The sequence below is a fragment of the Lysobacter sp. CC-YZS074 genome (assembly GCF_056739745.1).
This window is the reverse complement of record NZ_CP200301.1, coordinates 2,505,812-2,529,988: the sequence shown is the minus strand read 5'-3', so window position 1 is coordinate 2,529,988 and position 24,177 is coordinate 2,505,812. Positions and strand designations below refer to the sequence as shown.

26 protein-coding genes are annotated in these 24,177 nt (G+C 71.0%); 9 read left to right on the top strand and 17 right to left on the bottom strand.

Annotated elements, in window-relative coordinates:
* Nucleotides 1-26 precede the first annotated feature (26 nt).
* Nucleotides 27-281, top strand: a complete 255-nt coding sequence (locus U8331_RS11475) for a glutaredoxin family protein (RefSeq protein ID WP_481131163.1) — start codon at nt 27-29, stop codon at nt 279-281.
* A 169-nt stretch (nt 282-450) separates the two neighbouring features.
* On the opposite strand, the gene U8331_RS11470 is transcribed toward U8331_RS11475, so the two are convergent.
* From U8331_RS11470 to U8331_RS11460, 3 genes are read right to left on the bottom strand one after another with little or no spacing between them, the layout of a single operon-like run.
* Nucleotides 451-1,023, bottom strand: a complete 573-nt coding sequence (locus U8331_RS11470; RefSeq protein ID WP_481131162.1) for a YceI family protein — start codon at nt 1,021-1,023, stop codon at nt 451-453.
* Entirely contained in the window at nt 1,023-1,598 is a 576-nt protein-coding gene (locus U8331_RS11465) for a cytochrome b (protein ID WP_481131161.1), read from the bottom strand. Before U8331_RS11465 ends, U8331_RS11470 begins: the two co-directional genes overlap by 1 nt.
* Complete coding sequence (locus U8331_RS11460; RefSeq protein WP_481131160.1) at nt 1,595-2,305, bottom strand: YceI family protein; 711 nt, start codon at nt 2,303-2,305, stop codon at nt 1,595-1,597. The genes U8331_RS11465 and U8331_RS11460 overlap by 4 nt, the downstream gene beginning before the upstream one ends.
* A gap of 155 nt (nt 2,306-2,460) precedes the next feature.
* Here U8331_RS11460 and U8331_RS11455 point away from each other — a divergent pair, with 155 nt between their 5' ends.
* Nucleotides 2,461-6,042 carry a sensor histidine kinase gene (locus U8331_RS11455; RefSeq protein WP_481131159.1) on the top strand — a complete coding sequence of 1,194 codons (3,582 nt, stop codon included), beginning with the start codon at nt 2,461-2,463 and terminating at the stop codon, nt 6,040-6,042.
* Nucleotides 6,043-6,086: 44 nt separating this feature from the next.
* Here U8331_RS11455 and hemE read toward each other — a convergent pair whose 3' ends face one another.
* The 4 genes from hemE to U8331_RS11435 all read right to left on the bottom strand — a co-directional run bounded on the left by hemE (nt 6,087) and on the right by U8331_RS11435 (nt 9,335).
* On the bottom strand, nt 6,087-7,160 hold the full coding sequence (gene hemE / locus U8331_RS11450) for a uroporphyrinogen decarboxylase (RefSeq protein ID WP_481131158.1): 1,074 nt from the start codon (nt 7,158-7,160) through the stop codon (nt 6,087-6,089).
* A gap of 166 nt (nt 7,161-7,326) precedes the next feature.
* Complete coding sequence (locus U8331_RS11445; RefSeq protein WP_481131157.1) at nt 7,327-7,581, bottom strand: WGR domain-containing protein; 255 nt, start codon at nt 7,579-7,581, stop codon at nt 7,327-7,329.
* An 87-nt stretch (nt 7,582-7,668) separates the two neighbouring features.
* Nucleotides 7,669-8,799, bottom strand: a complete 1,131-nt coding sequence (gene aroB, locus U8331_RS11440; protein ID WP_481131156.1) for a 3-dehydroquinate synthase — start codon at nt 8,797-8,799, stop codon at nt 7,669-7,671.
* Nucleotides 8,796-9,335, bottom strand: a complete 540-nt coding sequence (locus U8331_RS11435) for a shikimate kinase (RefSeq protein WP_481131155.1) — start codon at nt 9,333-9,335, stop codon at nt 8,796-8,798. The genes aroB and U8331_RS11435 overlap by 4 nt, the downstream gene beginning before the upstream one ends.
* Nucleotides 9,336-9,437: 102 nt before the next feature.
* Here U8331_RS11435 and U8331_RS11430 point away from each other — a divergent pair, with 102 nt between their 5' ends.
* Nucleotides 9,438-9,641: a dodecin family protein gene (locus tag U8331_RS11430; RefSeq protein ID WP_481131154.1), complete on the top strand. Its 204-nt coding sequence runs from the start codon at nt 9,438-9,440 to the stop codon at nt 9,639-9,641.
* A 12-nt stretch (nt 9,642-9,653) separates the two neighbouring features.
* Here the strand turns inward: U8331_RS11430 and U8331_RS11425 are convergent, their stop codons facing one another.
* The gene (locus tag U8331_RS11425) at nt 9,654-10,472 is read right to left on the bottom strand and encodes a kinase (protein WP_481131153.1); all 819 of its coding nucleotides are present in this window, start codon (nt 10,470-10,472) and stop codon (nt 9,654-9,656) included.
* Nucleotides 10,473-10,489: 17 nt separating this feature from the next.
* Between U8331_RS11425 and pdxH the strand changes: the two genes are divergently transcribed.
* Nucleotides 10,490-11,092: a pyridoxamine 5'-phosphate oxidase gene (gene pdxH, locus U8331_RS11420; RefSeq protein ID WP_481131152.1), complete on the top strand. Its 603-nt coding sequence runs from the start codon at nt 10,490-10,492 to the stop codon at nt 11,090-11,092.
* Complete coding sequence (locus tag U8331_RS11415; protein ID WP_481131151.1) at nt 11,089-11,886, top strand: cobalamin-binding protein; 798 nt, start codon at nt 11,089-11,091, stop codon at nt 11,884-11,886. The genes pdxH and U8331_RS11415 overlap by 4 nt, the downstream gene beginning before the upstream one ends.
* A 65-nt stretch (nt 11,887-11,951) precedes the next feature.
* Here U8331_RS11415 and U8331_RS11410 read toward each other — a convergent pair whose 3' ends face one another.
* The 3 genes from U8331_RS11410 to U8331_RS11400 form a co-directional block, all read right to left on the bottom strand.
* A complete protein-coding gene (locus U8331_RS11410; RefSeq protein ID WP_481131150.1) occupies nt 11,952-12,431 on the bottom strand; it encodes a DUF4426 domain-containing protein in 480 nt (159 codons plus the stop codon).
* Complete coding sequence (proC, locus tag U8331_RS11405) at nt 12,424-13,272, bottom strand: pyrroline-5-carboxylate reductase (protein WP_481131149.1); 849 nt, start codon at nt 13,270-13,272, stop codon at nt 12,424-12,426. The genes U8331_RS11410 and proC overlap by 8 nt, the downstream gene beginning before the upstream one ends.
* Nucleotides 13,273-13,505: 233 nt before the next feature.
* A complete protein-coding gene (locus tag U8331_RS11400; protein WP_481131148.1) occupies nt 13,506-14,219 on the bottom strand; it encodes a YggS family pyridoxal phosphate-dependent enzyme in 714 nt (237 codons plus the stop codon).
* Between the two features lie 161 nt (nt 14,220-14,380).
* Between U8331_RS11400 and U8331_RS11395 the strand changes: the two genes are divergently transcribed.
* Together U8331_RS11395 and U8331_RS11390 are read left to right on the top strand one after the other, a co-directional pair.
* Nucleotides 14,381-15,418, top strand: coding sequence for a type IV pilus twitching motility protein PilT (locus U8331_RS11395; protein WP_481131147.1), 1,038 nt, complete (start codon nt 14,381-14,383; stop codon nt 15,416-15,418).
* A 157-nt stretch (nt 15,419-15,575) separates the two neighbouring features.
* Complete coding sequence (locus U8331_RS11390) at nt 15,576-16,670, top strand: PilT/PilU family type 4a pilus ATPase (RefSeq protein WP_481132965.1); 1,095 nt, start codon at nt 15,576-15,578, stop codon at nt 16,668-16,670.
* 113 nt (nt 16,671-16,783) lie between these two features.
* Here the strand turns inward: U8331_RS11390 and U8331_RS11385 are convergent, their stop codons facing one another.
* The 6 genes from U8331_RS11385 to U8331_RS11360 form a co-directional block, all read right to left on the bottom strand.
* A complete protein-coding gene (locus U8331_RS11385) occupies nt 16,784-17,710 on the bottom strand; it encodes a DUF72 domain-containing protein (protein WP_481131146.1) in 927 nt (308 codons plus the stop codon).
* 173 nt (nt 17,711-17,883) lie between these two features.
* Nucleotides 17,884-18,462, bottom strand: coding sequence for a DNA-3-methyladenine glycosylase I (locus tag U8331_RS11380; RefSeq protein ID WP_481131145.1), 579 nt, complete (start codon nt 18,460-18,462; stop codon nt 17,884-17,886).
* Nucleotides 18,463-18,465: 3 nt separating this feature from the next.
* On the bottom strand, nt 18,466-20,223 hold the full coding sequence (locus tag U8331_RS11375) for a dipeptidyl-peptidase 3 family protein (RefSeq protein ID WP_481131144.1): 1,758 nt from the start codon (nt 20,221-20,223) through the stop codon (nt 18,466-18,468).
* Between the two features lie 55 nt (nt 20,224-20,278).
* Nucleotides 20,279-20,671 (bottom strand): response regulator, encoded by a 393-nt coding sequence (locus tag U8331_RS11370; protein WP_481131143.1) that lies wholly within the window; start codon nt 20,669-20,671, stop codon nt 20,279-20,281.
* A gap of 13 nt (nt 20,672-20,684) precedes the next feature.
* Complete coding sequence (locus tag U8331_RS11365; protein ID WP_481131142.1) at nt 20,685-21,125, bottom strand: response regulator; 441 nt, start codon at nt 21,123-21,125, stop codon at nt 20,685-20,687.
* Complete coding sequence (locus tag U8331_RS11360; RefSeq protein WP_481131141.1) at nt 21,122-22,945, bottom strand: sensor histidine kinase; 1,824 nt, start codon at nt 22,943-22,945, stop codon at nt 21,122-21,124. The genes U8331_RS11365 and U8331_RS11360 overlap by 4 nt, the downstream gene beginning before the upstream one ends.
* 126 nt (nt 22,946-23,071) lie before the next feature.
* Between U8331_RS11360 and U8331_RS11355 the strand changes: the two genes are divergently transcribed.
* Together U8331_RS11355 and ruvX are read left to right on the top strand one after the other, a co-directional pair.
* Complete coding sequence (locus U8331_RS11355) at nt 23,072-23,638, top strand: YqgE/AlgH family protein (protein WP_481131140.1); 567 nt, start codon at nt 23,072-23,074, stop codon at nt 23,636-23,638.
* Entirely contained in the window at nt 23,635-24,165 is a 531-nt protein-coding gene (ruvX, locus tag U8331_RS11350) for a Holliday junction resolvase RuvX (protein WP_481131139.1), read from the top strand. The genes U8331_RS11355 and ruvX overlap by 4 nt, the downstream gene beginning before the upstream one ends.
* The last annotated feature ends 12 nt before the right edge of the window (nt 24,166-24,177 follow it).

Sequence of the window (24,177 nt, the reverse complement as noted above, 5' to 3'; positions counted from 1 at the left end):
TCGCCACCAACCCGATGCAAATCCCGATGAACGACTTGCCCGCACCGCTGACCCTGCTCCAGCGCGACGACTGCCACCTGTGCGACCTCGCCCTGGAAGTGCTCGCCGCCGCCCGTGCGCCGGAGTTCGAAAGCGTGTTCATCGACGACGACGTGGCGCTGGAGGCGCGCTACGGCATCCGCGTCCCGGTGTTGCGCGACGAGGTGGGCGGCGCCGAGCTGGACTGGCCGTTCGACGTGCCCGCTGTCCAGCGCTTCCTCGCCAGTCACACGGATCTGTAGGAGCGACGTGAGTCGCGACCCACTGACTCCTGCCATCGCGGCGTTCAACGCGCCGTTTCGATCGCGCGAAACCAGACCGCGTTGAACGTCGGGAACCGGTTGCCAGTGGGTCGCGACTTACGTCGCTCCTACGAACCCCGCTGATCGGGAGCTCGACGTGGTATCCGGGTCAATCCACCGCCCGCAACCGCACCTTCGTGCTGATCGCCACCGGGTTCGGGATCAGTGACAGGTCGGACCAATCACCGCCGCCCACGTTGAAGTCCAGCCGCTGCACGGTCGCCTTACCGTCCAGCAGCGCGGGCGTGCCATCGGTGAAGGTGAAGGTCAGCGTCACCGGGCGGGTGGTGCCACGCAGGGTCAGCTCGCCGTCGGCGGCGTAGCGGCCGTCGCCGAGGTCACGGAACGAGGTGGCGGTGTAGCGCGCCTGCGGGAATCTGGAGGTCGCGAAGAAGTCCGCACCCTGCAGGGTGGCGTCGCGATCGGCGTTGGCGGTGGTGGCGCTGGCCAGCGGAATCGCCACGTCGAGCTTCGCATCCGACAGGTCGGCCGGATCGAAGCTCAGGGCGGTGGTGAACTGGCCGAAGTGGCCGCTGAACACCTCGCCGTCGTACTCGGTCGCGAACGCGAGGGTCGAGCCGGGCGCTTGCACGTAGTCGGTGGCGAGGGCGGGCGCGGCGGCCAGCAGCGCGGCGGCGCCGAGCGCCGGCACGCGGAGGCGGGACAGGGGAAGGCGCGTCATCACGGGGCTCCGGGATCGGTGGGGCGGCGACGCCGCGGCAGCATCCGCCGCAGGGTGTCGTCGCGCTGGAAGACGTGGTGGTAGAACGCGGCGGCGGCGTGGCCGATGACCACGAGCAGCAGCAGCCAGAACAGCCATTCATGTGCGTCGTGGCCGAAATCGGCCAATCCCTCATCCGGCGGGCTGAGCTTCGGCACTTCGGCCAGCCCGTACCAGCGCAGCGGCCGCAGCCCGCTCGCCGAGTCGTACAGCCATCCCGACAGCGGCATAGCCAGGACCAGTGCGTACAGCAGCCAGTGGGTCGCCGAAGCCAGTCGCGCCTGCCAGGTCGGCGTGCCGGGCACCGGGCGCGGCGCGCCGGCGTAGAACCGCCAGCCGATCCGCAGCACCACCAGCGCGAGCAGGGTCAGCCCGGTCGATTTGTGCAGGTCGTAGACCCAGAAGTACTTCGGCGAGCGCGGCAGGCTGTCGAGCGACAGCCCGACCACCGACAGCACCACCAGCAGCAGCACGATCAGCCAATGGAGGCACTGGCTGACCGGGCCCCATCGATCGTCGGTGTTCTTCCAGCTCATCGTTCGGCTCCGTCGATGGCGGCGTCCGGTGTGCCGCCGAACATCCGTTCGGCGAACGCATCGCTGGCGCGGGTGGCCTCGACCTCGATCCGCAGCGCGACCTCGTCGCCGATCATCGACGACCAGGCGTCGATGCCGTAGTCGCTACGGTTCAGCGTGGCGGTCGCGGAGAACCCGGCGGTGCGGCGGAACGGCGGCATCGGGTGGCGTTCGACCGCATTGAGGGTGACGTCGAGACACAGCGGCCGGGTCACGCCGCGCAGGGTGAATTCGCCGCATACCTCGGCGCGGCTGTCGTCGTGCGCGGTGACGGAGTTCGAGACGAACCGCGCGACCGGGTGGTGTTCCCCGTCGAGCAGGTTGCGCGCGAGGGTGGCGCGGTTCCATTCGGCATCGCCCAGGTCCAGCCGGGTGACCGGGATGTCGACCACCAGCCGCGCGCCGCGCCAGTCGCCGGGGGTGTAGAGCAGGCCCCCCTCGCTGCCCGACACCGTGCCCAGCGCTTTGGAGAACCCGGCGTGGGACACCGCGAACATCACCCGGGTGTGGACCGGGTCGAGCTTCCAGGCCGGCGGGTCGTCCCCGGCGTCATCCGGCGGCACGTCCTGCGCGGACGCCGGCGTGACAGCCAGCAGCACGGCGAGCAGCGCCACGGACGGCAGCGCGAGGGGGCGGGCCAAAGTGGCCGGGAAGGGGTTCGATGCCATCCCGGGATTCTAGGCGCAGGTGGTTCCGGCTGCCGGCGCGGGCGTGGCACGAAGCGTTGCGCCGGCCGGAATGCTTGCCGCCGGCGGCACTATCGCCGACGCTTCCGGACGGCGAGGCGGCCTCGTGGCCGCCGCGACGGACCACGGAGGGGACGATGCGCGACGTGAAGCGGTGGGCGGGGTCGAGCAAACTGAAAAGCCTGGCAGCGGGACTGCTGCTGTGGGGACTGGTGGCGAGCGCGGCCACGGCGGGGGCAACGTCGGGGCCGGCGATCCCGGAGATGCCGACCCTGCGGCACATCGGCGTCGCCGACGGGTTGCCGTCGAGCAACATCAACAGCCTCGCGCTCGATCCCGACGGCTATCTCTGGCTGGCGACCACCGACGGATTGGCGCGCTACGACGGCGTGGACATGCGGGTCTGGCGCCACGCGCCGGGCGACCCCGCGTCGCTGCCGGGCAATTACCTCACCGTGCTGCACGTGGACGCACGCGGCCGGGTCTGGGTCGCGCCCGAAGCGCGCGGCCTGAGCGTGCTCGATCCGGCCGCCGGCGACTCGTTCCGCCACTACCGCCAGGCCACCCACCCGGCGATGGGCAGCGACGAGGTGTGGGCGATTGCCAGCCAGGGCGAATCGCTCTGGTTCGGCACCTTTGGCGGCGGCCTGCACCGGCTCGACCCCGACGGCACCATCAGCCGCTACATGCCGCGTGACGGCGATCCGCGCAGCCTGCCGTCGGACATCGTGCTCTCGCTCAGCGTCGACGCGCGCGGCGCGCTCTGGGTGGGGACCACGCAGGGGCTGGCGCGCTGGACCGGGCGCGATTTCGAACGCGTCGCGCTGCCCGGCGACCGGCCGGCCCCGACGATCTTCTCGGCCACGCCGCTCGGCGACAGCCTGTGGGTCGGCGCCAGCAGCGGGCTGTTCAAGCTCGAACCCGACGGCAGCTGGCACCGGCCGACCTGGGCGGCCATGTTCGAGTACCCCAACGCGGTATTCGGCGTGATGCCCGGCCCGCGCGGCGACCTGTGGCTGGCCAGCCACCGGCAGTTGTGGCACGCACCGGCCGGTGCCGTGCCGGTGCCGGTGCCGATCGGCGCGCGGGGACCGGTGGTGCCGATGTACCAGATGCTGCGCCAGCCCGATGGAGCGATGTGGTTCCCCGTCGCCGGTGTCGGCCTCGGGTACCTGCAGCCGGACTGGCGCCGGATCGCGCCGTTCCGCGGCGAGCAGGACGGGCTCTCGGCCGGGTTGTACCTCGGGGTGGCGGTGGCCGCCGATGGCGGCGTGTGGCTGGCCGGCGAGCGCGGACAGCTCGAGCGGCTCGGCAGCGACGGCAGCGTGACCCCGCTCGACGGGGCACTGCTCGAGCGGCTCAACGGCGCCAAGGCGGCCTCGGTCCTGGAAGACCGCGCCGGCGCGCTGTGGGTCGGCCAGACCCGCGGCCTGCTGCGGATCGACCCGGCGCGCGGCACCGCGCAGTACTGGGATCGGCAGAGCGGGGTGGACCCGGCGCTGGGTGGCCATGCCGACCTCGTCGCGCAGGCACCGGACGGCTCGATCTGGATCTCCTTCGCCGGTGCCGGCCTGCAGCAACGCGATGCGGCCACCGGCCGGGTGCTGGCGACCGTGCTCCCCGGCGCGGAGCAGGGCCTTGGCGTGGGCGACAGCGAGGCGCTGGGGTTCGGCCCCGACGGTGCACTGTGGGTCGCCGGCGGGCAGGGCCTGCGACGCTGGGACCCGGTGGCGGGGCAACTGCTCCAAGCGCCCGGCATCGACATCGCCGACCGCGTGTTCGCGTTCGATTTCGACGAGCGTGGCGAACTGTGGCTGCAACGACTGTCCGGACTGGAGCACTACCGCCGCCTGGGTGACCGCTGGCAGCGGGTGGCGTCGGTCGGGGTGGAACAGGGCATTCCCGCCGTCGAAGGCGCGGGGTTGCAGGTCGACCGCGGCGGCCGGGTGTGGCTGGCGAGCCGGCGCGGGCTGTTCCGCTGGGATCCGGAGGGCCGCCACGTCCGCCATTTCGGCCTGCGCGACGGGCTGTCGAGTCAGGAGTTCGTCGAACGCAGCCTCGTACTCTCCGACGACGGCGTGCTGGCGGCATCGCTGGCCGACGGCGGTGTGGTGATGCTGGATACGCGGGTGCCGGACCCGCCGGCGATGGTGCCGGCACTGCATGTCGACCGGGTCGAGGTGCGGCGGGCCGGCGACTGGGTCGCGCTGGAGGCGGGCGCCCCGTTGCGGCTGGCGCCCGGCGAGCGCGAAATGCGCGTGCAACTGCGGCTGCTGTCCTACGACGATCCGCAGGCGAACCGCTATTTCACCCGGCTGGAGGGCTACGACGACGACTGGATCGCCCACGGTGCCAGCGGCGAACGGGTGCTGGCGGGATTGCCGCCGGGGCACTACACCCTGCGGGCGCGGGCGGTCGACGCGGCCGGCAATCCGGCCGCCGAGCAGGTGATGGCGTTCGCGGTGCAGCCGCCGTGGTGGCGGACCGGTTCGGCACTGGCCGGGTTCGCCGCCCTGGCCGCCCTGCTGTTGTGGTGGGGCGCCGACCGCTACCGCGCGCGCCTGCGCCAGCGCCAGACCTGGCAGCGTGCCGAACACGAGCACGAGGTCGCCCGCCAGGCGTCGCTCGCCAAGACCCGCTTCCTCGCCACCCTCGGCCACGAGGTGCGCACGCCGATGACCGGTGTGCTCGGCATGACCGAACTGCTGCTCGGGACCGCGCTCGCACCGTTGCAGCGCAACTACGCCGAGTCCATCCGCGGCGCCGGCGAGCACCTGCTGCGGCTGGTCAACGACGCCCTGGACCTGGCGCGGATCGAATCGGGCAAGCTCGAACTGGCCGACCAGGCTTTCGACCTGCGCGCGCTGGTGGACGAGGTCACCGCGCTGATGGCGCCGCTGGCCGGCGCGCGCGGGCTGGAGTTCCGGCGGGAGGTGGCCACCGATGCGCCGCGCGGACTGCGCGGGGACCCCGGTCGGGTGCGGCAGATCCTGCTCAACCTGCTCGGCAACGCCATCAAGTTCACCGAACGCGGCTGGGTCGCGCTGGACGTCGCCGCCGATGACGCCGGGGTGGTGCTGTGCGTGGCCGACAGCGGCCCCGGGCTCAACGACGAGCAGCAGACGCGCCTGTTCCGTCGCTTCGAACAGGCCGACGGTGCCCGTACCGCGGCGCGCTACGGCGGCAGCGGTCTGGGCCTGGCGATCTGCCAGGAACTCGCGGCGGCGATGGGCGGGTCGATCCGGGTCGACAGCGTGCCCGGCGTGGGCACCCGCTTCGAAGTGCGGCTGCCGCTGCCGGTGGCGCGCCTGGAAGCCGCACCCCTGCCGGCGCGCGCGGCGCCCTCGGCGGGGCGAGCAATCTTGCTGGTGGAGGACGACGCCATGGTGGCCGACGTGATCGCCGGTTTGTTGCGCGCGCAGGGCCATCGGGTGGTCCACGCCGCCCACGGACTGGCGGCGCTGGCCGAAGTGGCGACCGACCGTTTCGATGCCGCCCTGCTCGATCTCGACCTGCCGGGCATGGACGGCCTCCAGCTGGCGCGGCAGCTGCGCTCCCAGAGGTTCGACGCGCGCCTGGTGGCGATCACCGCGCGCGCCGAGGTCGATGTCGAACTGCTGGCCGAGGCCGCGGGTTTCGACGCCTTCCTGCGCAAGCCGGTCACCGGCGCGATGCTGCGCGACGCCCTGGAGTCGGAGCCGGCGCTGGAGGCGCCCTGATCAGCCCGGAATCGAGCGTCGCCCCCGCGCCGGCACGCGCCGACTCAGCGCGCGCTCAGCGTATGCACCGCCTCGACCAGCACCGCGACGTGCTCGGGATTCATGTCCGGCGACATGCCGTGACCGAGGTTGAACACGTGGCCCTCGCGCGAGCCGCCATTGCCGTCGCGGTAGCTGTCGAGCGCGCGCCCCACCTCGCGGCGGATCGCCTCGGGGTCCGCGTACAGCGTCACCGGGTCGAGGTTGCCCTGCAGCGCGACCTGGCCGCCGGTGCGGCGCGCCGCCTCGCCGAGCTCGATGGTCCAGTCGACGCCGACCGCGTCGGTACCGCTGGCGGCAAGGTCGGCGACGTGCAGGCCGTTGCCCTTGCCGAACAGGATCAGCGGCGTACGCGCGTCGCCGTCGCCGCGTTCCAGCTCGGTGGCGATGCGCTCGAGGTAGCGCAGCGAGAACTCGCGGTACATCGCCGGTGACAGCACACCGCCCCAGGTGTCGAACACCTGCAGCGCCTGCGCGCCGGCCGCGCGCTGCGCCGACAGGTAGGCGATGACGGCATCGGTGGTGACATCCAGCAGCCTGTGCATCGCCGCCGGGTCGTTCAGCGCCAGCGACTTCACCCGCGTGAAGTCCTTGCTGCCGCCGCCCTCGACCATGTAGCAGGCCAAGGTCCACGGGCTGCCGGAGAAGCCGATCAGCGGCACGCTGCCGTCGAGCTCGCGGCGGATGGTCGACACCGCGTCCATCACGTAACGCAGGTCGCTGCCCATGTCGGGCACGCCGAGCCGGCCGATGTCGGCGGCGTTGCGCACCGGGCGCTCGAACTTCGGGCCTTCGCCCTCGACGAAGTACAGCCCCAGGCCCATCGCGTCCGGCACGGTGAGGATGTCGGAGAACAGGATCGCCGCGTCCAGCGGGAACCGGCGCAGTGGCTGCAGGGTGACCTCGCAGGCCAGCTCGGGGTTCTTGGCCATCGCCAGGAAGCTGCCGGCGGCCTTGCGGGTGGCACGGTACTCCGGCAGGTAGCGGCCGGCCTGGCGCATCAGCCAGACCGGCGTGCAGTCCACGGGCTGGCGGCGCAGGGCGCGCAGGAAGCGGTCGTTGCGGAGCGGGCTGGTCAAGGTGGAGTCCTCGGAGACACTGGAGTTCTGGAATGCGGTGGGCGCGGCGCGGCGTATATGGCTGGAGAGTTCGCCGGAGCGCGCCCGGCATCGCGCGATGGCGCGCATGGTACGCGGCGGCGGCGGTCGACGTTCCGGGTTGGGGCGGGACGCAGCCTCCCGCGGCTCAGCGGCGGCCGTCCATGCCTTGGCTGAACATCAACTGGAAGCCGCGCTTGAGCTGCTGGTCGCGTGCCTGCTCCAGCGCCTGCAGCGCGCTGTCGCGGTCGAGGAACTGCTCGCGCCGCAACTGGCTGCGCCCGCCGATCTGCCCGGCCTCGCGCACCAGCGTCCAGCCGCCGAGCAGGTCCGGCTGCAGCATCAGCTGCACGAAGCGCGGAGCCTCGGGGCCGTCGGGCCGTTGTTGCAGGAGCAGTCGCATGGGCCGGATTGTACGGGGCGGCGGCGGTGGCGCGGTGTGTCGACGGTCGCCCCGGAGGTTCAGCGTGGCACCCGGTTCGCAACGCTCCTACAGCGGTTTCGAGTCCGCGGCGGGCATGCCCTGCTCCAGCACCCCCAGCACCGCGCCATCGTCGATCCCGGCCACCACCTTCGCCGCACCCGCGCGATCCCACAGGATGAAGCGGATGCCGCCGGCGTCGGCCTTCTTGTCGAGCCGCATCCGCTCCAGCAACGCGGGCGGTGCGAGCCCGGCGGGCACAGCGGTCGGCAGGCCGAGCCGCTGCAGCAGCGTGTGCAGGCGTTCGGCGTCGCCGGTCGGGGCCAGCCCCAGCGCGGCCGACAGTCGCGCCGCCAGCACCATGCCGACCGCGACCGCCTCGCCGTGGTTGAGGCCGTCGGCGCTGCCGGCGTAGCCCTGTTCGGCCTCGATCGCATGGCCGAAGGTGTGGCCGAAGTTGAGCAGGGCGCGCTCGCCGCGTTCGAACGGATCGCGCTCCACCACCTCTGCCTTGTACCGGCACGAGCGCGCGATCGCTTCGGCCAGCGCGTCGTCGTCGCGCGCCAGCAGTGGGTCGGCGTGGGCATCGAGCCAGTCGAGGAACGCGGCATCGAAGATCGCGCCGTACTTCACCACCTCGGCCAGGCCGGCGCGCAGTTCGCGGTCGGGCAGGGTACGCAGGGCGCGGGTGTCGGCGACCACCGCGCGCGGCGGGTGGAAGGCGCCGACCAGGTTCTTGCCGGCCGGCAGGTCGACCGCGGTCTTGCCACCCACGGAGGAATCGACCATCGCCAGCAGTGTGGTGGGCGCCTGCACCACGTCGATGCCGCGCATCCAGCACGCGGCGGCGAAGCCGGCGAGGTCGCCGACCACGCCGCCGCCGAGCGCCACCACCGTCGCGTCGCGGGTGGCCCCCAGCCTCGCCAGCGCATCGAGCACTTCGCCGAATCGCTGCAGGGTCTTTTCGTGTTCGCCCGGGGGCATCACGAAGCGGGCGATCGCCAGATCGGGACGGGTGTCGAGCAGGCCGGCTTCGACGGCATTCGCGTACAGCGGCGCGACGTGCCCGTCGCTCACCACCAGTGCATGGCGTCCCCGGAGGTGGCGTGCGAGCGCCCCGCCGTCCTCGAGCAGGCCGGGTCCGATCGTAATGGTGTAGGGGCGGTCGCCGCCCACGTTGACCACGCGCTGCATGCTCATGCCGCGGCTCCGCGCTGCCAGCGTTGTTGCAACTCGCCCGCCAGCCGCGCGCCGGCGTCGGCGGCGGCGAGGCCGTCGGTATCGAAGGCGAGGTCGGCCACGTGCGCATAGAGCGGCGTACGCAGGCGCGCCATCTCGTGCAGCACCGCGTCGCGGTCCGGACGCTGCAGCAGCGGCCGGCTGCGGTCGCGTTCGAGCCTGGCCAGCTGTTGCGCCGGGCTGACCTGCAGGTGGACGACGAAACCGCGCGTGCGCAGCAGATGCCGGTTGTCGGGATCGAGCACGGCGCCGCCGCCCGTGGCCAGCAGCACGCCATCGCCGGCCAGCAGTTCGGCCAGCACCGCCCGCTCGCGCGCGCGGAAACCGGCCTCGCCTTCGCACTCGAAGATGGTGCCGACGCTGGCGCCGGTGCGCTGCTCGATCTCGCAATCGGCGTCGGCCAGGCGCAGCGCGAAATGTTCGGCGAGGTGGCGGCCGATGCTGCTTTTGCCGGCGCCGGTGGGGCCGACCAGGATGAGGTTGGCGGCGGGATTCATGGCGCCGATTGTAGGCGGCGGCTTTGCGCCGGTTGCGATGGCTTAACACCGCCCGGCCCAGCATGGCCCGTCCGGGCATCCGCCCCCGCACAGGAGAATCCCATGGCAGTCGCAAAGGTCATCGAACTCAACGCCTCGTCCACCAGGAGCGTCGAGGACGCGGTGCAGTCGGGACTGCGCAAGGCGGCCGAATCGGTGAAGGGCATCAAGGGCGCCTGGATCAAGGAGGTCAAGGTGGTGACCGACGAGGACGGCAACATCCAGGAGTGGCGGGTCGACATGAAGGTGACCTTCGTCGTCCAGTAGGCGGCAGCGCCTTCAGGCGAGCGGTCGCCGCTGCGCGTCGAGCCGCACGGTCCGCTCGGCGATGCCGGGCAGCACCTGCCAGCCATGGCGGCTGACCCGTTCGAACAGGTGGATGAAGCGTTCGACCTGCGGCCGGGTCATCGCCGCGCGACCGGGGTTGGCCGCCTGCAGCGTGCATTCCTGTTGCCAGCGCCAGTCCGGCACGATTTCGAAGCCCGGCCCCTGCAGGAACAGCAGGCGCTCCAGCAGCGCCCACAGCGGCGGGTAGTCACGGCCGAGCGAGGCGTTGCAATAACGGCGCCACGTGCCGTCGGCGTCCTCGTCGCGCTCGAGTGCGTTGACCGGTTCGGCCAGCGCCGCCGGTTCCTGCGCCGGCACCTTCTGGAACCAGCCCTCGAACAGCACGAGGTCGGCGCCCTTCTGCAGCGGCCACTCGGTGGTGGGCAGGCGACGGTCGGCGATCTTGTCGAACCGAGGCAGCCGCACCGCGCGGCCGTCGCGCAGCGCCTCGACCACCTCGCACGCGAGCGCGACGTCGTGGGTGCCGGGCGGGCCGCGCGTGGCCAGCAGCGGGTGCACCTCGCGGCCGAGCGCCAACCGCTCGGGCTGGTCGAGATAGAAGTCGTCGATCGACAGGACCACCGCGCGCATGCCGCGACGTGCCGCCAGGTCGGCCACCTGCGCCGACAGGGTCGACTTGCCGGTGCCCTGCAGGCCGGCGATCGAGTACACCCGGCAATCGTGCGCGAGAGCGTCGTCGAGCACGGCGGCGACGAACTCCGGCGCATAGCCGGCGTGGGTTTCGGGGGTGGAGTGCAGGGGCGGCGTCATCCGGACACAATAGCCGAATGGACACTCCCGACCTGCTGAAAGACGCGCTCGCGACCTTCGACGAGCTGTTCGCCCAGGCCCGCACCGCGGGCGAGCCCGACCCGACCGCGATGGTGGTCGCCACCGCCGGGCTGGACGCGCGGCCGTCGGCGCGCACGGTTCTGCTGAAGGCCCACGACGCGCGCGGTTTCGTCTTCTACACCCACCTGGACGGCCGCAAGGGCCGCGAGCTGCAGGCCAACCCGCACGCGGCGCTGCTGTTCCACTGGCCGCGGGTGCAGGAAGGCGTGCAGGTGCGGATCGAGGGCCCGGTGGAGCTGGTGTCCGACGAGGAGGCCGACGCCTACTTCGCCAGCCGCGCGCGCGGCAGCCAGGTCGGCGCTTGGGCATCCAAGCAGTCCGAGACCATGGAAACGCGGCAGCGCTTCGAGGAGCGCATCGCCGAGGTCGAGCACGAGTTCGAAGGCCGCGACGTCGCCCGCCCGCCGCGCTGGTCCGGCCTGCGCGTGCGGCCGATGTCGATCGAGTTCTGGTACGCCCGCGGCCACCGCCTGCACGAGCGCACCGTCTACGAAAGCGACGTCGCCGGCATCTGGTCGAAGCGGATGCTGTATCCGTGACCGGCCCGCGGCGCATCGTCTGCCTGACCGAGGAACCGACCGAGACCCTCTACGCCCTCGGCGAGCAGGACCGCATCGTCGGTATCAGCGGCTTCACCGTGCGCCCGCCGGTCGCGCGGAAAGAGAAGCCCAAGGTCAGCGCGTTCACCAGCGCCAAGGTCGGCGAGATCCTCAAGCTGCAGCCCGACTTCGTGGTCGGGTTCTCCGACATCCAGGCCGACATCGCCGCCGAGCTGATCCGCCACGGCATCGAGGTCTGGATCAGCAACCACCGCAGCGTCGACGGCATCCTCGGCTACATCCGCCGGCTCGGCGCGCTGGTCGGCGCGGCCGAACGCGCCAACGCGTATGCCGACGATCTGCAACGCGGCCTCGAACACATCGCCGGGGCCGCCGCCCGTCTGCCGCGGCGGCCGAAGGTCTACTTCGAGGAATGGGACGAGCCGCCGATCACCGGCATCCGCTGGGTCGCCGAGCTGGTCCGGATCGCCGGCGGCGACGACGTCTTCCCCGAGCGCGCCGCCGAGCCGCTGGCGAAGCAGCGCATCCTCGAGGACGCGTCGGACGTGGTGCGCCGCGCGCCGGACATCATCCTCGGCTCGTGGTGCGGCAAGAAGTTCCGCCCGGAAAAGGTCGCCGCGCGGCCGGGCTGGGACGCGATCCCCGCGGTGCGCGACGGCGAGCTGCACGAGATCAAGTCGCCGATGATCCTGCAGCCCGGCCCGGCGGCGCTGACCGACGGCGTCGGTGCGATCGCCGCGATCATCCGGGACTGGGCCGTGCGCCACGGATGACGCCGCTCCTACAAAAGCGCGGGATACACGAGGCCGGGATGGCCGGTGCAAGGCGCGGCGCGACCCTACCTCCGGTCGAAATCCCGGCTGAACTGCATGCGCGCCGGCGGGGCGCCCTCGCGCCGGATCTCGACGTCGAACGCGAGCGTCTCCGGCAGGTCCACCCGGAGCGTGCCGACGTGGTCGACCAGGCCGCCGGCGTGCAGCTCGCGCATCGCGACTTCGTGCCGGTTGCCACGCAGGTCGGTGGCGGTCGCGCTCACCGCCGCCGGTACCGAGACCTCCTGCGCCGGCGGACCCTCGCGCACGCCGACCAGCAGCATCACCGTGCCTTCCTCGCGCTCGATGCCGTACTGCGCGGCCACCGCTTCGGAGAGCGTGGCGGTCTGCATGACGGTGGCGCGGATGGTGGTGCTGCCGGCCTGCAGGATTTCCTCCTGCGGCACGGCGGCATGGCCACGGGAAGGGGGCTCGCCACTGCAACCGGCGAGCACGAGCGCGGCGCACAGCAGCGCGGCGAATCGCATCCGGCCGGCGTCAGTCATCGTTCGCCGCCGACAGCTCGCGCCCGCGCTCGGTCGCCGCGGTCACCGCCCGGTCGACCAGCTCCCGCAGTCCGCCGGCTTCGAACGTCTCGATCGCGGCCTGGGTGGTGCCGCCGGGCGAGGTGACCTTGCGGCGCAGCGCGTCGGCCGGCTCGTCCAGCTCGGTCAGCATCTTCGCCGCGCCCAGCAGGGTCTGGCTGGCGAGCTGGCGCGCGGTGGCCGCTGGCAGGCCCTGCCGTTCGCCCGCCGCCTGCATCGCCTCGGCCAGCAGGAACACGTATGCCGGGCCGCTGCCGGACACCGCGGTCACCGCGTCCATCTGCGCTTCTTCCCCGATCCACACGACGGGTCCCACCGCCTCGATCAGGTGCTCGGCCTGCCCGCGCTGGTTCGTTTCGACGTGCGCGTTGGCGAACAGCCCGGTGATGCCGGCGCCGAGCAGGGCGGGGGTATTGGGCATCGCGCGCACGACCGGGACGTCGCCGCCCAGCCAGTTGGACAGCTGCAGCGAGGTGATGCCGGCGGCCACCGAAATCGAGACCGGCCGGGTGGCCTGCGCCACCGGCGCCAGGTCGTTGCAGACGGCGCGCATCACCTGCGGCTTGACCGCGAGCAACCACACCGCGGCGCCCTCGACCGCCTCCGCCGCGGTGGCGAAGCAGCGCACGCCAAAGTCGGCCTGCAACGATTCGCGCAGGGCGTCCACCGGTTCGGCGACCCGCACCCGGGCCGGGTCCGCGCCGCGGGCGATCATCCCGCCAATCAGGCTGCGCGCCATGTTGCCGCCGCCGATGAAGGCGACCACGGGGGAGTCGGGAGAACTGGAGGCTGACTGGGTCATGCGCGTGGAATCCTCGTGCTGCGAATCAGGCGACAGTGTAAGAGGACGGCCCAAACGCTGCTTACCGGCGAGGTAGGAGCGACGTCAGTCGCGACCCACTGACCTCCGGGTCGACGTCGCTTCCACACGGTGGGTGGTCGCGCGATCGGACCGGTGCGTTGATGGCCGTGCTTCGGGCGGCCAGTGGGTCGCGACTCACGTCGCTCCTACGCACGGCCAACCGGGGCAGGGTCTCACTTCCGCGGCCGCGCCCCGAACAGCGCCGTGCCGATCCGCACCATCGTCGCGCCTTCCGAGATCGCCACCGCGGCGTCAGCGCTCATGCCCATCGACAGCGTGTCGACCTGCGGGTACTGCGCGCGCAGTCGATCGAACAGCTCGCGGGTGCGGCGGAACGCCGGGCGGCCCGATTCCGGGTCGTCGTGCGGGGTCGGGATCACCATCAATCCACGCAAGCGCAGCAGCGGTTTGGCCGCGACCGCCGCCGCCAGCGCAGCCACCTCTTCGGGCCGGCAGCCGTGCTTGCTCGCCTCGTCGTCGATATTGACCTGGAGCAGCACGTTCAGCGGCCCGCGTGCGGGGTCGCGATGCCTGGCCAGCGCCGCCACCAGCTTGGGGCGGTCGACGGTCTGCACCCAGTCGAACAGGGTGGCGGCTTCGCGCGCCTTGTTGGATTGCAGGTGGCCGATCAGGTGCCACTCCAGCGAGGCGGCGCGTGCACCCATTCCGGACTGCTTGGCGGCCGCCTCCTGCACGTAGTTTTCCCCGAACGCACGCTGGCCGCCGTCGGCCAGCGCGTCCACCGCGGCGGCCGGCTGGGTCTTGCTGACCGCCAGCAGCCGCGGCACCGGCCGGCCGGCCGCCTCGGCCGCGGACCGGAGCTGCCGGGAAACCTCGTTCAGACGGTGGGCGGGGTCGTTCAGCGGGGGCGTGGTCACGGTGTTCATCCTGGGCGGGCGCCATCACGGCCATCCTGTGACAACGGGCTGGATTGGCGGCGCGGGTCGGGGGCTATACTGCCGGCCAGGGGTTTTTCGTGCATCGGTCAAGTCGCGGGCAGTGCCCGGGACGGCTGGCGGCACCATCATCGCAGTGCGGGGGAGCACGCATGGATATCGCCGAACTGTTGGCGTTTTCGGTCAAGAACAAGGCATCCGACCTGCACCTGTCGGCCGGCTTGCCGCCGATGATCCGGGTCGACGGCGATGTCCGCCGCATCAACATCCCGGCGCTGGACCACAAGGCCGTGCACGCGCTGGTCTACGACATCATGTCGGACAAGCAGCGGCGCGACTTCGAAGAGTTCCTCGAAGTCGACTTCTCGTTCGAGATCCCCGGCCTGGCGCGCTTCCGCGTCAACGCGTTCAACCAGAATCGCGGCGCCGGCGCGGTGTTCCGTACGATTCCGTCCGAGGTGCTCACGCTCGAGGACCTCGGCACGCCGCGGATCTTCAAGGAGCTGATCGACCAGCCGCAGGGCCTGATCCTGGTCACCGGCCCGACCGGCTCGGGCAAGTCGACCACGCTGGCGGCGATGATCGACCACCTCAACAAGAACGAATACGCGCACATCCTCTCGGTCGAGGACCCGATCGAGTTCGTGCACACCTCGCAGAAGTCGCTGATCAACCAGCGCGAGGTCCACCGCGACACCCACGGCTTCAACGAGGCGCTGCGCTCGGCGCTGCGCGAGGATCCGGATTACATCCTCGTCGGCGAGTTGCGTGACCTGGAGACCATCCGCCTGGCGCTGACCGCCGCGGAAACCGGCCACCTCGTGTTCGGCACCCTGCACACCTCGTCGGCGGCCAAGACCGTCGACCGCATCATCGACGTGTTCCCCGCCGGCGAGAAGCCGATGGTGCGCTCGATGCTGTCGGAGTCGCTGCGCGCGGTCATCTCGCAGGCGCTGCTGAAGAAGGTCGGCGGCGGACGCACCGCGGCGTGGGAAATCATGGTCGGTACACCGGCGATCCGTAACCTCATCCGCGAGGACAAGGTCGCCCAGATGTATTCGGCGATCCAGACCGGCCAGCAGGCCGGCATGATGACCCTCGACCAGCACCTGCAGGACCTGGTCAAGCGCGGCCTGATCCTGAAGCCGCAGGCCCGCGAGTACGCCAAGGACAAGCGCCTGTTCGACTGACGGACCGACCTACCGACACCGGCTGCCGGGCCTGCTGTCCGGCGTCCAGAGGAATACCGCGATGAGCACCACCCCCGGCACCAACCCGACGTCCGCGACCCCGGCCACCGGCTCCACCCCGGCCGGCCCGATCGACTTCACTTCGTTCCTGAAGCTGATGGCGCACCAGAAGGCGTCCGACCTGTTCATCACCGCCGGCATGCCGCCGTCGATGAAGGTCAACGGCAAGCTGCAGCCGATCACGCCCAACCCGCTGACGCCGCAGCAGAGCCGCGACCTCGTGCTCAACGTGATGAACCCGATGCAGCGCGAGGAGTTCGAGAAGACCCACGAGGCCAACTTCGCGATCGGCGTCGCCGGCGTCGGCCGCTTCCGCGTGTCGTGCTTCTACCAGCGCAACCAGGTCGGCATGGTGCTGCGCCGGATCGAGACCAAGATCCCCACCATCGAAGAGCTCAGCCTGCCGCCGGTGATCAAGACGCTGGCGATGACCAAGCGCGGCATCATCATCTTCGTCGGCGCCACCGGCACGGGTAAATCCACCTCGCTGGCGGCGATGATCGGCTACCGCAACCAGAACTCGACCGGCCACATCATCACCATCGAGGACCCGATCGAGTTCGTGCACAAGCACGAGGGCTGCATCATCACCCAGCGCGAGGTCGGCATCGACACCGACAGCTGGGAGAACGCGCTCAAGAACACCCTGCGCCAGGCGCCGGACGTGATCATGATCGGCGAGGTGCGCACCCGCGAAGGCATGGACCACGCGATCGCCTTCGCCGAAACCGGCCACCTGGTGCTGTGCACCCTGCACGCCAACAACGCCAACCAGGCGATGGACCGCATCATCAACTTCTTCCCCGAGGACAGGCGCGGCCAGCTGCTGATGGACCTGTCGCTGAACCTCAAGGGCGTGGTCGCGCAGCAGCTGATCCCGACCCCGGACGGCAAGGGCCGGCGCGTCGCCATGGAAATCCTGCTCGGCACCCCGCTGGTGCAGGACTACATCCGCGACGGCGAGATCCACAAGCTCAAGGAAGTGATGAAGGAGTCCGTGCAGCTGGGCATGAAGACCTTCGACCAGGCCCTGTTCGAGCTGTACCAGGCCGGCGAGATCAGCTACGAGGACGCGCTGCGCTACGCCGACTCGCAGAACGAGGTGCGCCTGCGCATCAAGCTAGCCCAGGGCGGTGACGCCAAGACGCTGTCGGCGGGGCTGGACGGAGTGGAAGTCGCCGAGCTGCGCTGAGCGGCGGGCACGCTCCACCCGGGATACGCGGTGGTGTACCTGTAGGAGCGGCTTCAGCCGCGATCCGGAATTGTCCGCCCGCGCCGACTTCCCGATCGCGGCTGAAGCCGCTCCTACGAGAGCCCGGGCTCTTTCCCGATCGGCCGTATCTCACCACGCCCGGGACACGGCACCGGCAGCCCGAGCTTTTTCATCAACCCCTGTGCGTCGAACGGTGCATGCACCTTCGCGTCGTTGTCGAAGTAGCAGTACACGTCGCGGCCAGCGCGCTTCTTTGCGGGCGCCGCCGCGCGCGTGGCGTCCGCCGGCTCCCCTCCCGTGCTCCAGTGCCGGATGCGCTCGGCCCACCATTCCAGCGCCGGGTCCGAGTAGCCGCTGACATACAGCTCCGCGTCGCCATGCAGGCGCAGGTAGACGAAGTCGGCGGTGACATCCTCCAGGTACGGCCAGCGTCCGGCGGTATCGGCGAACACCAGCGCAACGCCGTGCCGTCGCAGCAGCGCGATGAACGCCGGGTCGTCGAAGCTCGGGTGGCGCACCTCCAGGGCGTGCCGCAGCGGGCGGTTGGCATCGACAGCGAGCGCGCTGCGGCCGCGCATCAGTTCGACGTCGCGCCGGCGCGCCAGCGACAGCGCCGCCGCGGTATCGCGGGGCAGCCGGCCAAGGAAATCCTCGAGGACGTCGGGGTTGAACTTCATGCTCGGCGGCAGCTGCCACAGCAGCGGGCCGAGCTTGGCGCCCAGCCGCAGCACGCCCGAGGCGAAGAAGTTCGCCAGCGGCCGGTCGATGTCACGCAGCCGCTTCATGTGGGTGATGTAGCGCGGGCCCTTGACCGCGAACACGAAGCCGTCGGGCGTGGCGTCGTGCCAGGCCGAGTAGCTGTCGGGCGTCTGCAGCGAATAGAAGGACCCGTTGAGCTCGACCGTCGGAAAGCATCCGGCGGCGTATTCCAGCTCGCGCCGCTGAACGAGGTCCGGCGGATAGAACACGCCGCGCCACGGCGCATAACGCCAGCCGGAGATACCGATGCGGAGGGTCATGCTCCGAGCGTCGCCGCCGGCTCGTGCAAACCCCGTGTAGGAGCGACGTCAGTCGCGACCTGTACATGGCCACCCGAAGCCTGCATGGCGAACAACCGGAGTGCGCGATGACTACCCAACGCTCTTGGCGTGCCGATGGCTGCACGCTTCGGCCGGGTTCGGCCGGTCGCGACTTACGTCGCTCCTACGGGCACCGCTGAGGATTCCCGCGCCCACGGCGCCCCGGCCGCCATCGCCCGGGCGAACACCGGACAGTCCTCCCGGTGCGCACCGGGCAGGTAGCCCAAGCTCATCAGGAACTCGCCGGTGATCTCGCCGCCGGTGAACCGGAAAGTGCGTTTGAACAGCTTCACCCAGCCGGCCTTGTCGCGCCGCACCTCGCCGTCCATCACGTGCGCGTCCAGCCAGGCCGCGAAGCCGCCGTGCGAATCGCGCAGTCCCTGGATCACCTGCGCGTTGTGGATCGCCGCGTCCACCTTGAGCCGGTTGCGGATGATCCCGGCGTCGGCCAGCAGCCGCGCCCGGTCGGCCTCGCCGTATGCCGCCACCGTGTCGACATCGAAGCCGTCATAGGCGCGACGGAACCCCTCGCGCTTGCGCAGCATGGTCTCCCAACTCAGCCCGGCCTGGTTGATCTCCAACAGCAGCCGCTCGAACAACACCGGTTCGTCGCGCTGCAGGAAGCCGTACTCCCCGTCGTGGTACGGCCCGTGCAGTGGATGGCCGGGTGCGGAATCGCAGTACCCCGACATCCGCTACTTCCCGGCGTACTGCGACAGCCCGAGCACGTCGAGTCCCTGTTCGAAGCGCACGTCGATCGGAATGCCCGCGGCTTCCAGCTTCTCCAGGTCGGCCGCCAGCTCCGGCTTCACCACGCCCATGGTGTCGGTCATGCGCTTGGCCTCGGCGTAGTCGCCGTCGCCCTGCACCGTCAGCAGCTTGGCGCTGAGGTCGTTCATTGCCGCGCGCATCTTCTCGAAGTCGACCCGGTACTTGCCGGTCGATTCGTCACGGGCGAACGCGCCGGCGTCGGCGAAATAGTTGAAACGCAGCATGTTGGCCTTGCCGTGGGCGTCGCTCGCACCGAAGCGCACCGAGCGCAGGATGCCGGCCAGGAAGGTCACGTAGCTGTCCATCAGCCGGTCTTCGGAGGCCGAGGCCACGTCCGGCTCGCCCGGCACGCCGCCGTCCAGTTCGCCTTCCCGCGCGAGCGCGTCGACCATGTAGAGCCCGAGGATGTCGGCCTTGCCTTCCTCGAAGCTGGACGCGTACTCCTTCAGCGCCTCGTCGACGGTGCCCTCGCCATCGAGCGTGTTCTTGATGCCCAGGCCGTGGGCGACCTCGTGGAACATGGTGTTGCCGAAGAACGCATCGAAGGTGACGTGTTCGAGTTGGTCGTCGGCGATCAGGACCTTGGCGATCGGCACCAGGATGCGGTCGAACTTGGCCTGCATGACGTTTTCCAGCTGCAGCCGGCGGGTGCCCTTGGCCAGCTGCACCACCTCGTCATTGGGCAGGTTGATGGCGATGGTCTTGGCGCCGACGTTGGCGTTGCCGCCGTAGTACACCGCCTGGTACGCGCCGAGGTCGGCGTCCGAACCCGGCACCTCCGCCTTGTACTCGGCGTCCACCGGCAGGCCCTGCTGCAGCGTCGGGAGGAACTGCGCGAACCGGGCCAGCCGCTCGCTCCACGCCCGGTCCTTGATCAGCACCAGCCCTTCGTAGGCCGCCTTGTAGCCGAACAACTGGTCCTCGTAGGTCTCGATGGGACCGATGACGATGTCGACCGGGTTGGTCTTCATCTCCATCCACGCCATGTCGCTGGCGCGGAAGTCGTCGTCGAGCAGGGCGTCGGCGCGCATGGCCAGGTACTCGGCGAAGGCGTCGTCGTCGCTCAGTGCGGATGCCTCGCGCAGCAGCGTTGCCGCGCGCTCCAGGTCGGCGCGGTAGGCCTCGTGGTAGGGCACCGTCACCAGCTGGCCGTCCTGGCGGCGCAGCAGGGTGTAGTTGGAGGTCTTGTCCGGCAGATCGGCGGACTCGAACGCCGCCTTGCTCATGTCCACCGGATAGAACGTGCCGCCTGGCGGCCGCGGCTCCACGCCCTCGATGAACGGCGTGTCCTCGTTGAGGCGGTCCCACGGCCCGTAGTTGATCCGCACCAGCTCGCGGGTGGCCTCGTCGGGGGCGCGGGCGAGCAGGGCGTCGCGGTCGCCGGACCACGACTGCTGCCACCACAGGTCATCCATCACCTGCGAGGCTTCGACGAGTCTGGCGATCATTTGCCGGCCACGGGCATCGAACGCCGAGAGGTCCGCCTGCAGCGGTACCACCGCGTAGTCGTTGGCATGGACGCGCGCGTACTCGCCCGGATCAGTGGCGGGCTCCGCGGGCGCGGCGGCGGCGGGGGCGGCCGGGGGCGCGGGCTGGGGCTGGCAGGCGGCCAGCATCGCGGCGGCGCAGGCGAGCAGAAGGGCGCGAACGCGCGGACGGGCGTGCAGGCGGATCAGAGACATCGGGATTCCTGGCTGGCGATGTGGGGCGGAGGCCATCGTACGCCAGCCGGGAAGCTCAGGCCGGGCAGGGCGGAGCGGCCGGCTGCAGGCATTCGCGCACCGCCTGCGGCATCCGCGCGAGCTCGTCCTTGCACACGTAACCGTCCGCACCGGCACCGAGCGCGGCCTCGGCGGCCAGCGACCCCACCGGCGCCCCGGAGCAGAACACGAACGGCACACCGGGCAGCGCCGCGCGCACCAGGCGCAGCGCCTCGACCCCGTCGAAACCCGGCAGGCTCAGGTCGGACACCACAAGGTCGTGGCCGCCCGCCGCGAGTGCGCTGCGCAGCGTGCTCTCGCGGTCCACCCGCACCCAGGTCGTGTCGATGCCGGCCTCGGCCAGTTCGATCGCGAGCAGCTCGGCGTCGTCGGCCGAGTCCTCGATGAGCAGGATGTTCAGCGCGGGCATGCCGGGCTCCCGGTCACTCCGACGGGACTTCGTTGAACACCGCCCAGAACTGGCCCAGCGTCTTCACCGCCGCGAAGAACTGGTCGACGTCCACCGGCTTGACCACGTAGGCATTGACGCCCAGGTCCCAGCTGCGGGCGAGGTCGCTTTCCTCGTTGGAGGAGGTGAGCATCACCACCGGGACGCGCTTGAGCGACTCGTCCTCGCGCATGCGCTGCAGCACTTCCAGGCCGTCCATGCGCGGCATCTTGATGTCCAGCAGCAGCACCGCCGGGTTGCCTTCCGGGCGATCGGCCCAGCTGCCGCGGCGCATCAGGTAGTCGATCGCCTCGACGCCGTCCTCGACGTGGACCACGGGGTTGACCAGGTGCGCCTCGCGCAGCGCGTCCAGCGCCATCTCGGCGTCGGCGGGGCTGTCTTCGGCCAGGAGGATGGTACGGATGCCGGTGTTCATGCAGAGGGGCCTTGTGTCGGGTGATGGTGGTCGAGATCGGGAGGCAGGGTGAAGTGGAACGTCGCGCCGGCATCGGGCTCGGCGTCCGCCCGGATGCGGCCGCCATGGCGGAGCAGCACGCGGCGGACGCTGGCCAGTCCGATGCCGGTGCCCGGGTATTCCGACGCCTTGTGCATGCGCTGGAACACACCGAACAGCTTGCCGGCGTATTGCATGTCGAAGCCCGCGCCGTTGTCGCGGACGCTGAACTCGTGGCTGCCGTCGTCGAGGCGCCGGTGGCCGATTTCGATGACCGCCGGTTCGCGTCGCGCGCTGTACTTGACCGCGTTGCCGAGCAGGTTGAGCCAGACCTGGCGCAGCATGTTCTCGTCGCCGACCACGATCGGCAGCGGCGCGATTCGCCACTCGACCCGGTGCCCGGGGTGCTCGGCTTCGCTGTTGGCATCCAGGATGGCACGGGTCTCGGCCACCAGCGACTGCATGTCGGTCGCCTGCAGGCGCATGGCGCTGCGGCCCAGGCGCGAGTACACCAGCAGGTCGTCGATCAGGGTGGACATCCGCCGCGCCGAGCTTCCGATCACCTCCAGGTAGTGGCGCGTAGTGCCGTCGACGCCGTCGCCGAGGTGGCGGCCGAGCTTGTCGGCGAACCCGGCGACGTGGCGCAGCGGCGCGCGCAGGTCGTGCGACACCGAGTAGCTGAACGCCTCGAGCTCGCGGTTGACCTCCGACACCTGCTCGACCTTGCCTTCCAGCTGCTGGTTGAGTTCGCGGATGCGGGTTTCGGTCGCCTTCTGGGTGGTGACGTCGCTGACCGTGACCAGAACGACGCGGTCGTCGCTGTCGGGCAGCGGCATGCGGCGCGCGTTGATCAGCATCACCCGGTCGCTGCCGTCGCGGGTGGTCTGGTGGTGCTCGTAGTCCCACAGTTCGCGGCCGCGGGTCAGCACGTCGTTGAGCCGCTGCAACACCGCGGGGTCGCGCCAGGCGCCGTCGCCGACCTCCTGCAGCGGCCGGTCCTCGAGGACGTCGGCTTCGGCCGCGACGTCCTCGCCCGCGTACAGCTCGGCAAACGCCGGGTTGTGCATGACCACGCACTGGCGATCGTCGACCAGCGCGATCGGCTCGCGCACCGTCTGCATCACCGAGCGTGCGCGGGCGCTGGCGCGGCGGGTCTCGCGTTCGCTTTCCAGCCGTTGCCGCAGGTGGCGCTGGGACAGCCAGGTGACCAGGCCGAACAGCAGCAGCTGCGCGGCCATCGTCACCCATACCAGCAGCTCGGCCTGGCGGCGCAGGCGGTCCGCACGCTCGCTGCGGGCGGCCAGCAGGGCGGCTTCCTCGGCGAGGATCTGATCGGCCACGCCGCGCACGGGATAGCGCACCACGATTTCGCCGGCGCCTTCCGGCGCCGCGCCGCGCGGACTGGCGAGGATCTCCCGGGTGAACGCGGCCCGGCGATCCAGCAAGGCCTTGAGCTCGCCGATCCGGCGCTGCTGGTTGGGGTTGTCGCGGGTCAGTTCGGCGAGCGCTTCGAACTCCTGCGGGATCCGTGCGTCGCTCTCGGTCAAGCGGGAGCGGACCACCGGGTTGTCCAGCCCGGCGACGGTCGCCAGCACGGCCGCTTCGTTGTCACGGATGGCGTAGAGCAGGGCGTGGGTGGCGCGTTCCACCAGGCGGGTGTGCTCGACCAGTTGCGCGGCGTCGCGGCTCTCGCGCATCTCGTCGGCGAGGTAGACAAACGGCAGCACCACGATGACCAGGATCGCGACGCCGAGCGCCGGCAGGTGCCACCGGCGCCACTTGTCGACCTCGTTTGCCTGCATCTGCCAGCCCCCTCCGGACCAGGGCCGCCAGCACGGTGCCCGACCGTGGATGATCGCCGGTCGACCGGTACCCCGCAACTTGGCGGCTCACGGCCCGCTCGCGGGGCGCCGGGCTAGAATTGACGCATGACCCAGAACGCCACGCTCCTGACCAACCAGCTGCTGATCGCGCTGCCGTCACTGGCCGAGACCAATTTCTCCCGCAGCGTCGCCCTGGTCTGCCAGCACGACGAGGACGGCGCGATGGGCATCGTCGTCAACCAGCGCTCGGAGTACACGCTGGGCGAGGTGCTCGGCCAGATGGGTGTGGACGGCGGCAGCGACACGATGAAGGCGCAGGCGGTGCTCGCCGGCGGCCCGGTGCATCCCGAGCGCGGCTTTGTCCTGCACGACGGCGGGATGCAGTGGGACTCGACCCTGGCGATCACCGATTCGCTGTTCCTGACCACCTCGCGCGAGATCCTCGAAGCGATGGTGGCCGGCGAAGGCCCCGCCCACGCCATTGTCGCGCTGGGTTGCGCCGGCTGGGGCTCGGGCCAGCTGGAGCAGGAGCTGACCGAAAACGACTGGTTGACCGCGCCGGCCGACCCGGAGCTGCTGTTCGACCTGCCGCTGGAAGCGCGTTGGCAGGCGGCGGCCGGGCGCATCGGCGTCGACTTCGCTTACCTGGCCGACTACTCCGGCCACGCATGAGCCGCGACGAAGCCAGCGGCGGAGCCGGCGCGACCGCCACGGGCGGGAGCATCCGCCGCGACGGCACCGTGCTCGGTTTCGACGTCGGTTCGCGCCGCATCGGGGTGGCGGTCGGCAGCGCCTTCGGCCACGGCGCACGCGCGCTGGCGGTGGTCGACGTGCATGGCCACGGCCCCGACTGGACCGCGCTGGACCGCCTGCACCGGGAGTGGCGCCCGGACGGCCTGATCGTCGGCGACCCGCTCACCCTCGATGACGGCAGCCAGCCCGCGCGCGAGCGTGCCCACGCCTTTGCCCGCACCCTGCACGAGCGCTACCGCCTGCCGGTGGTCCTGGTCGACGAGCGCTCCAGCTCGATCGAGGCGGCGCAGCGTTTCGCGGTCGACCGTGCCGAAGGCCGCAAGCGCCGCCGCGACGCCGATGCGCTCGACGCCGTTGCCGCCGCCGTCATCGTGGAGCGCTGGCTTGCCGCCCCCGAACAGGCGGTCGACCTTCACCTGCTTGCCCCGGCCGCGCCGGCCCCCTGACCCGAACCGCCG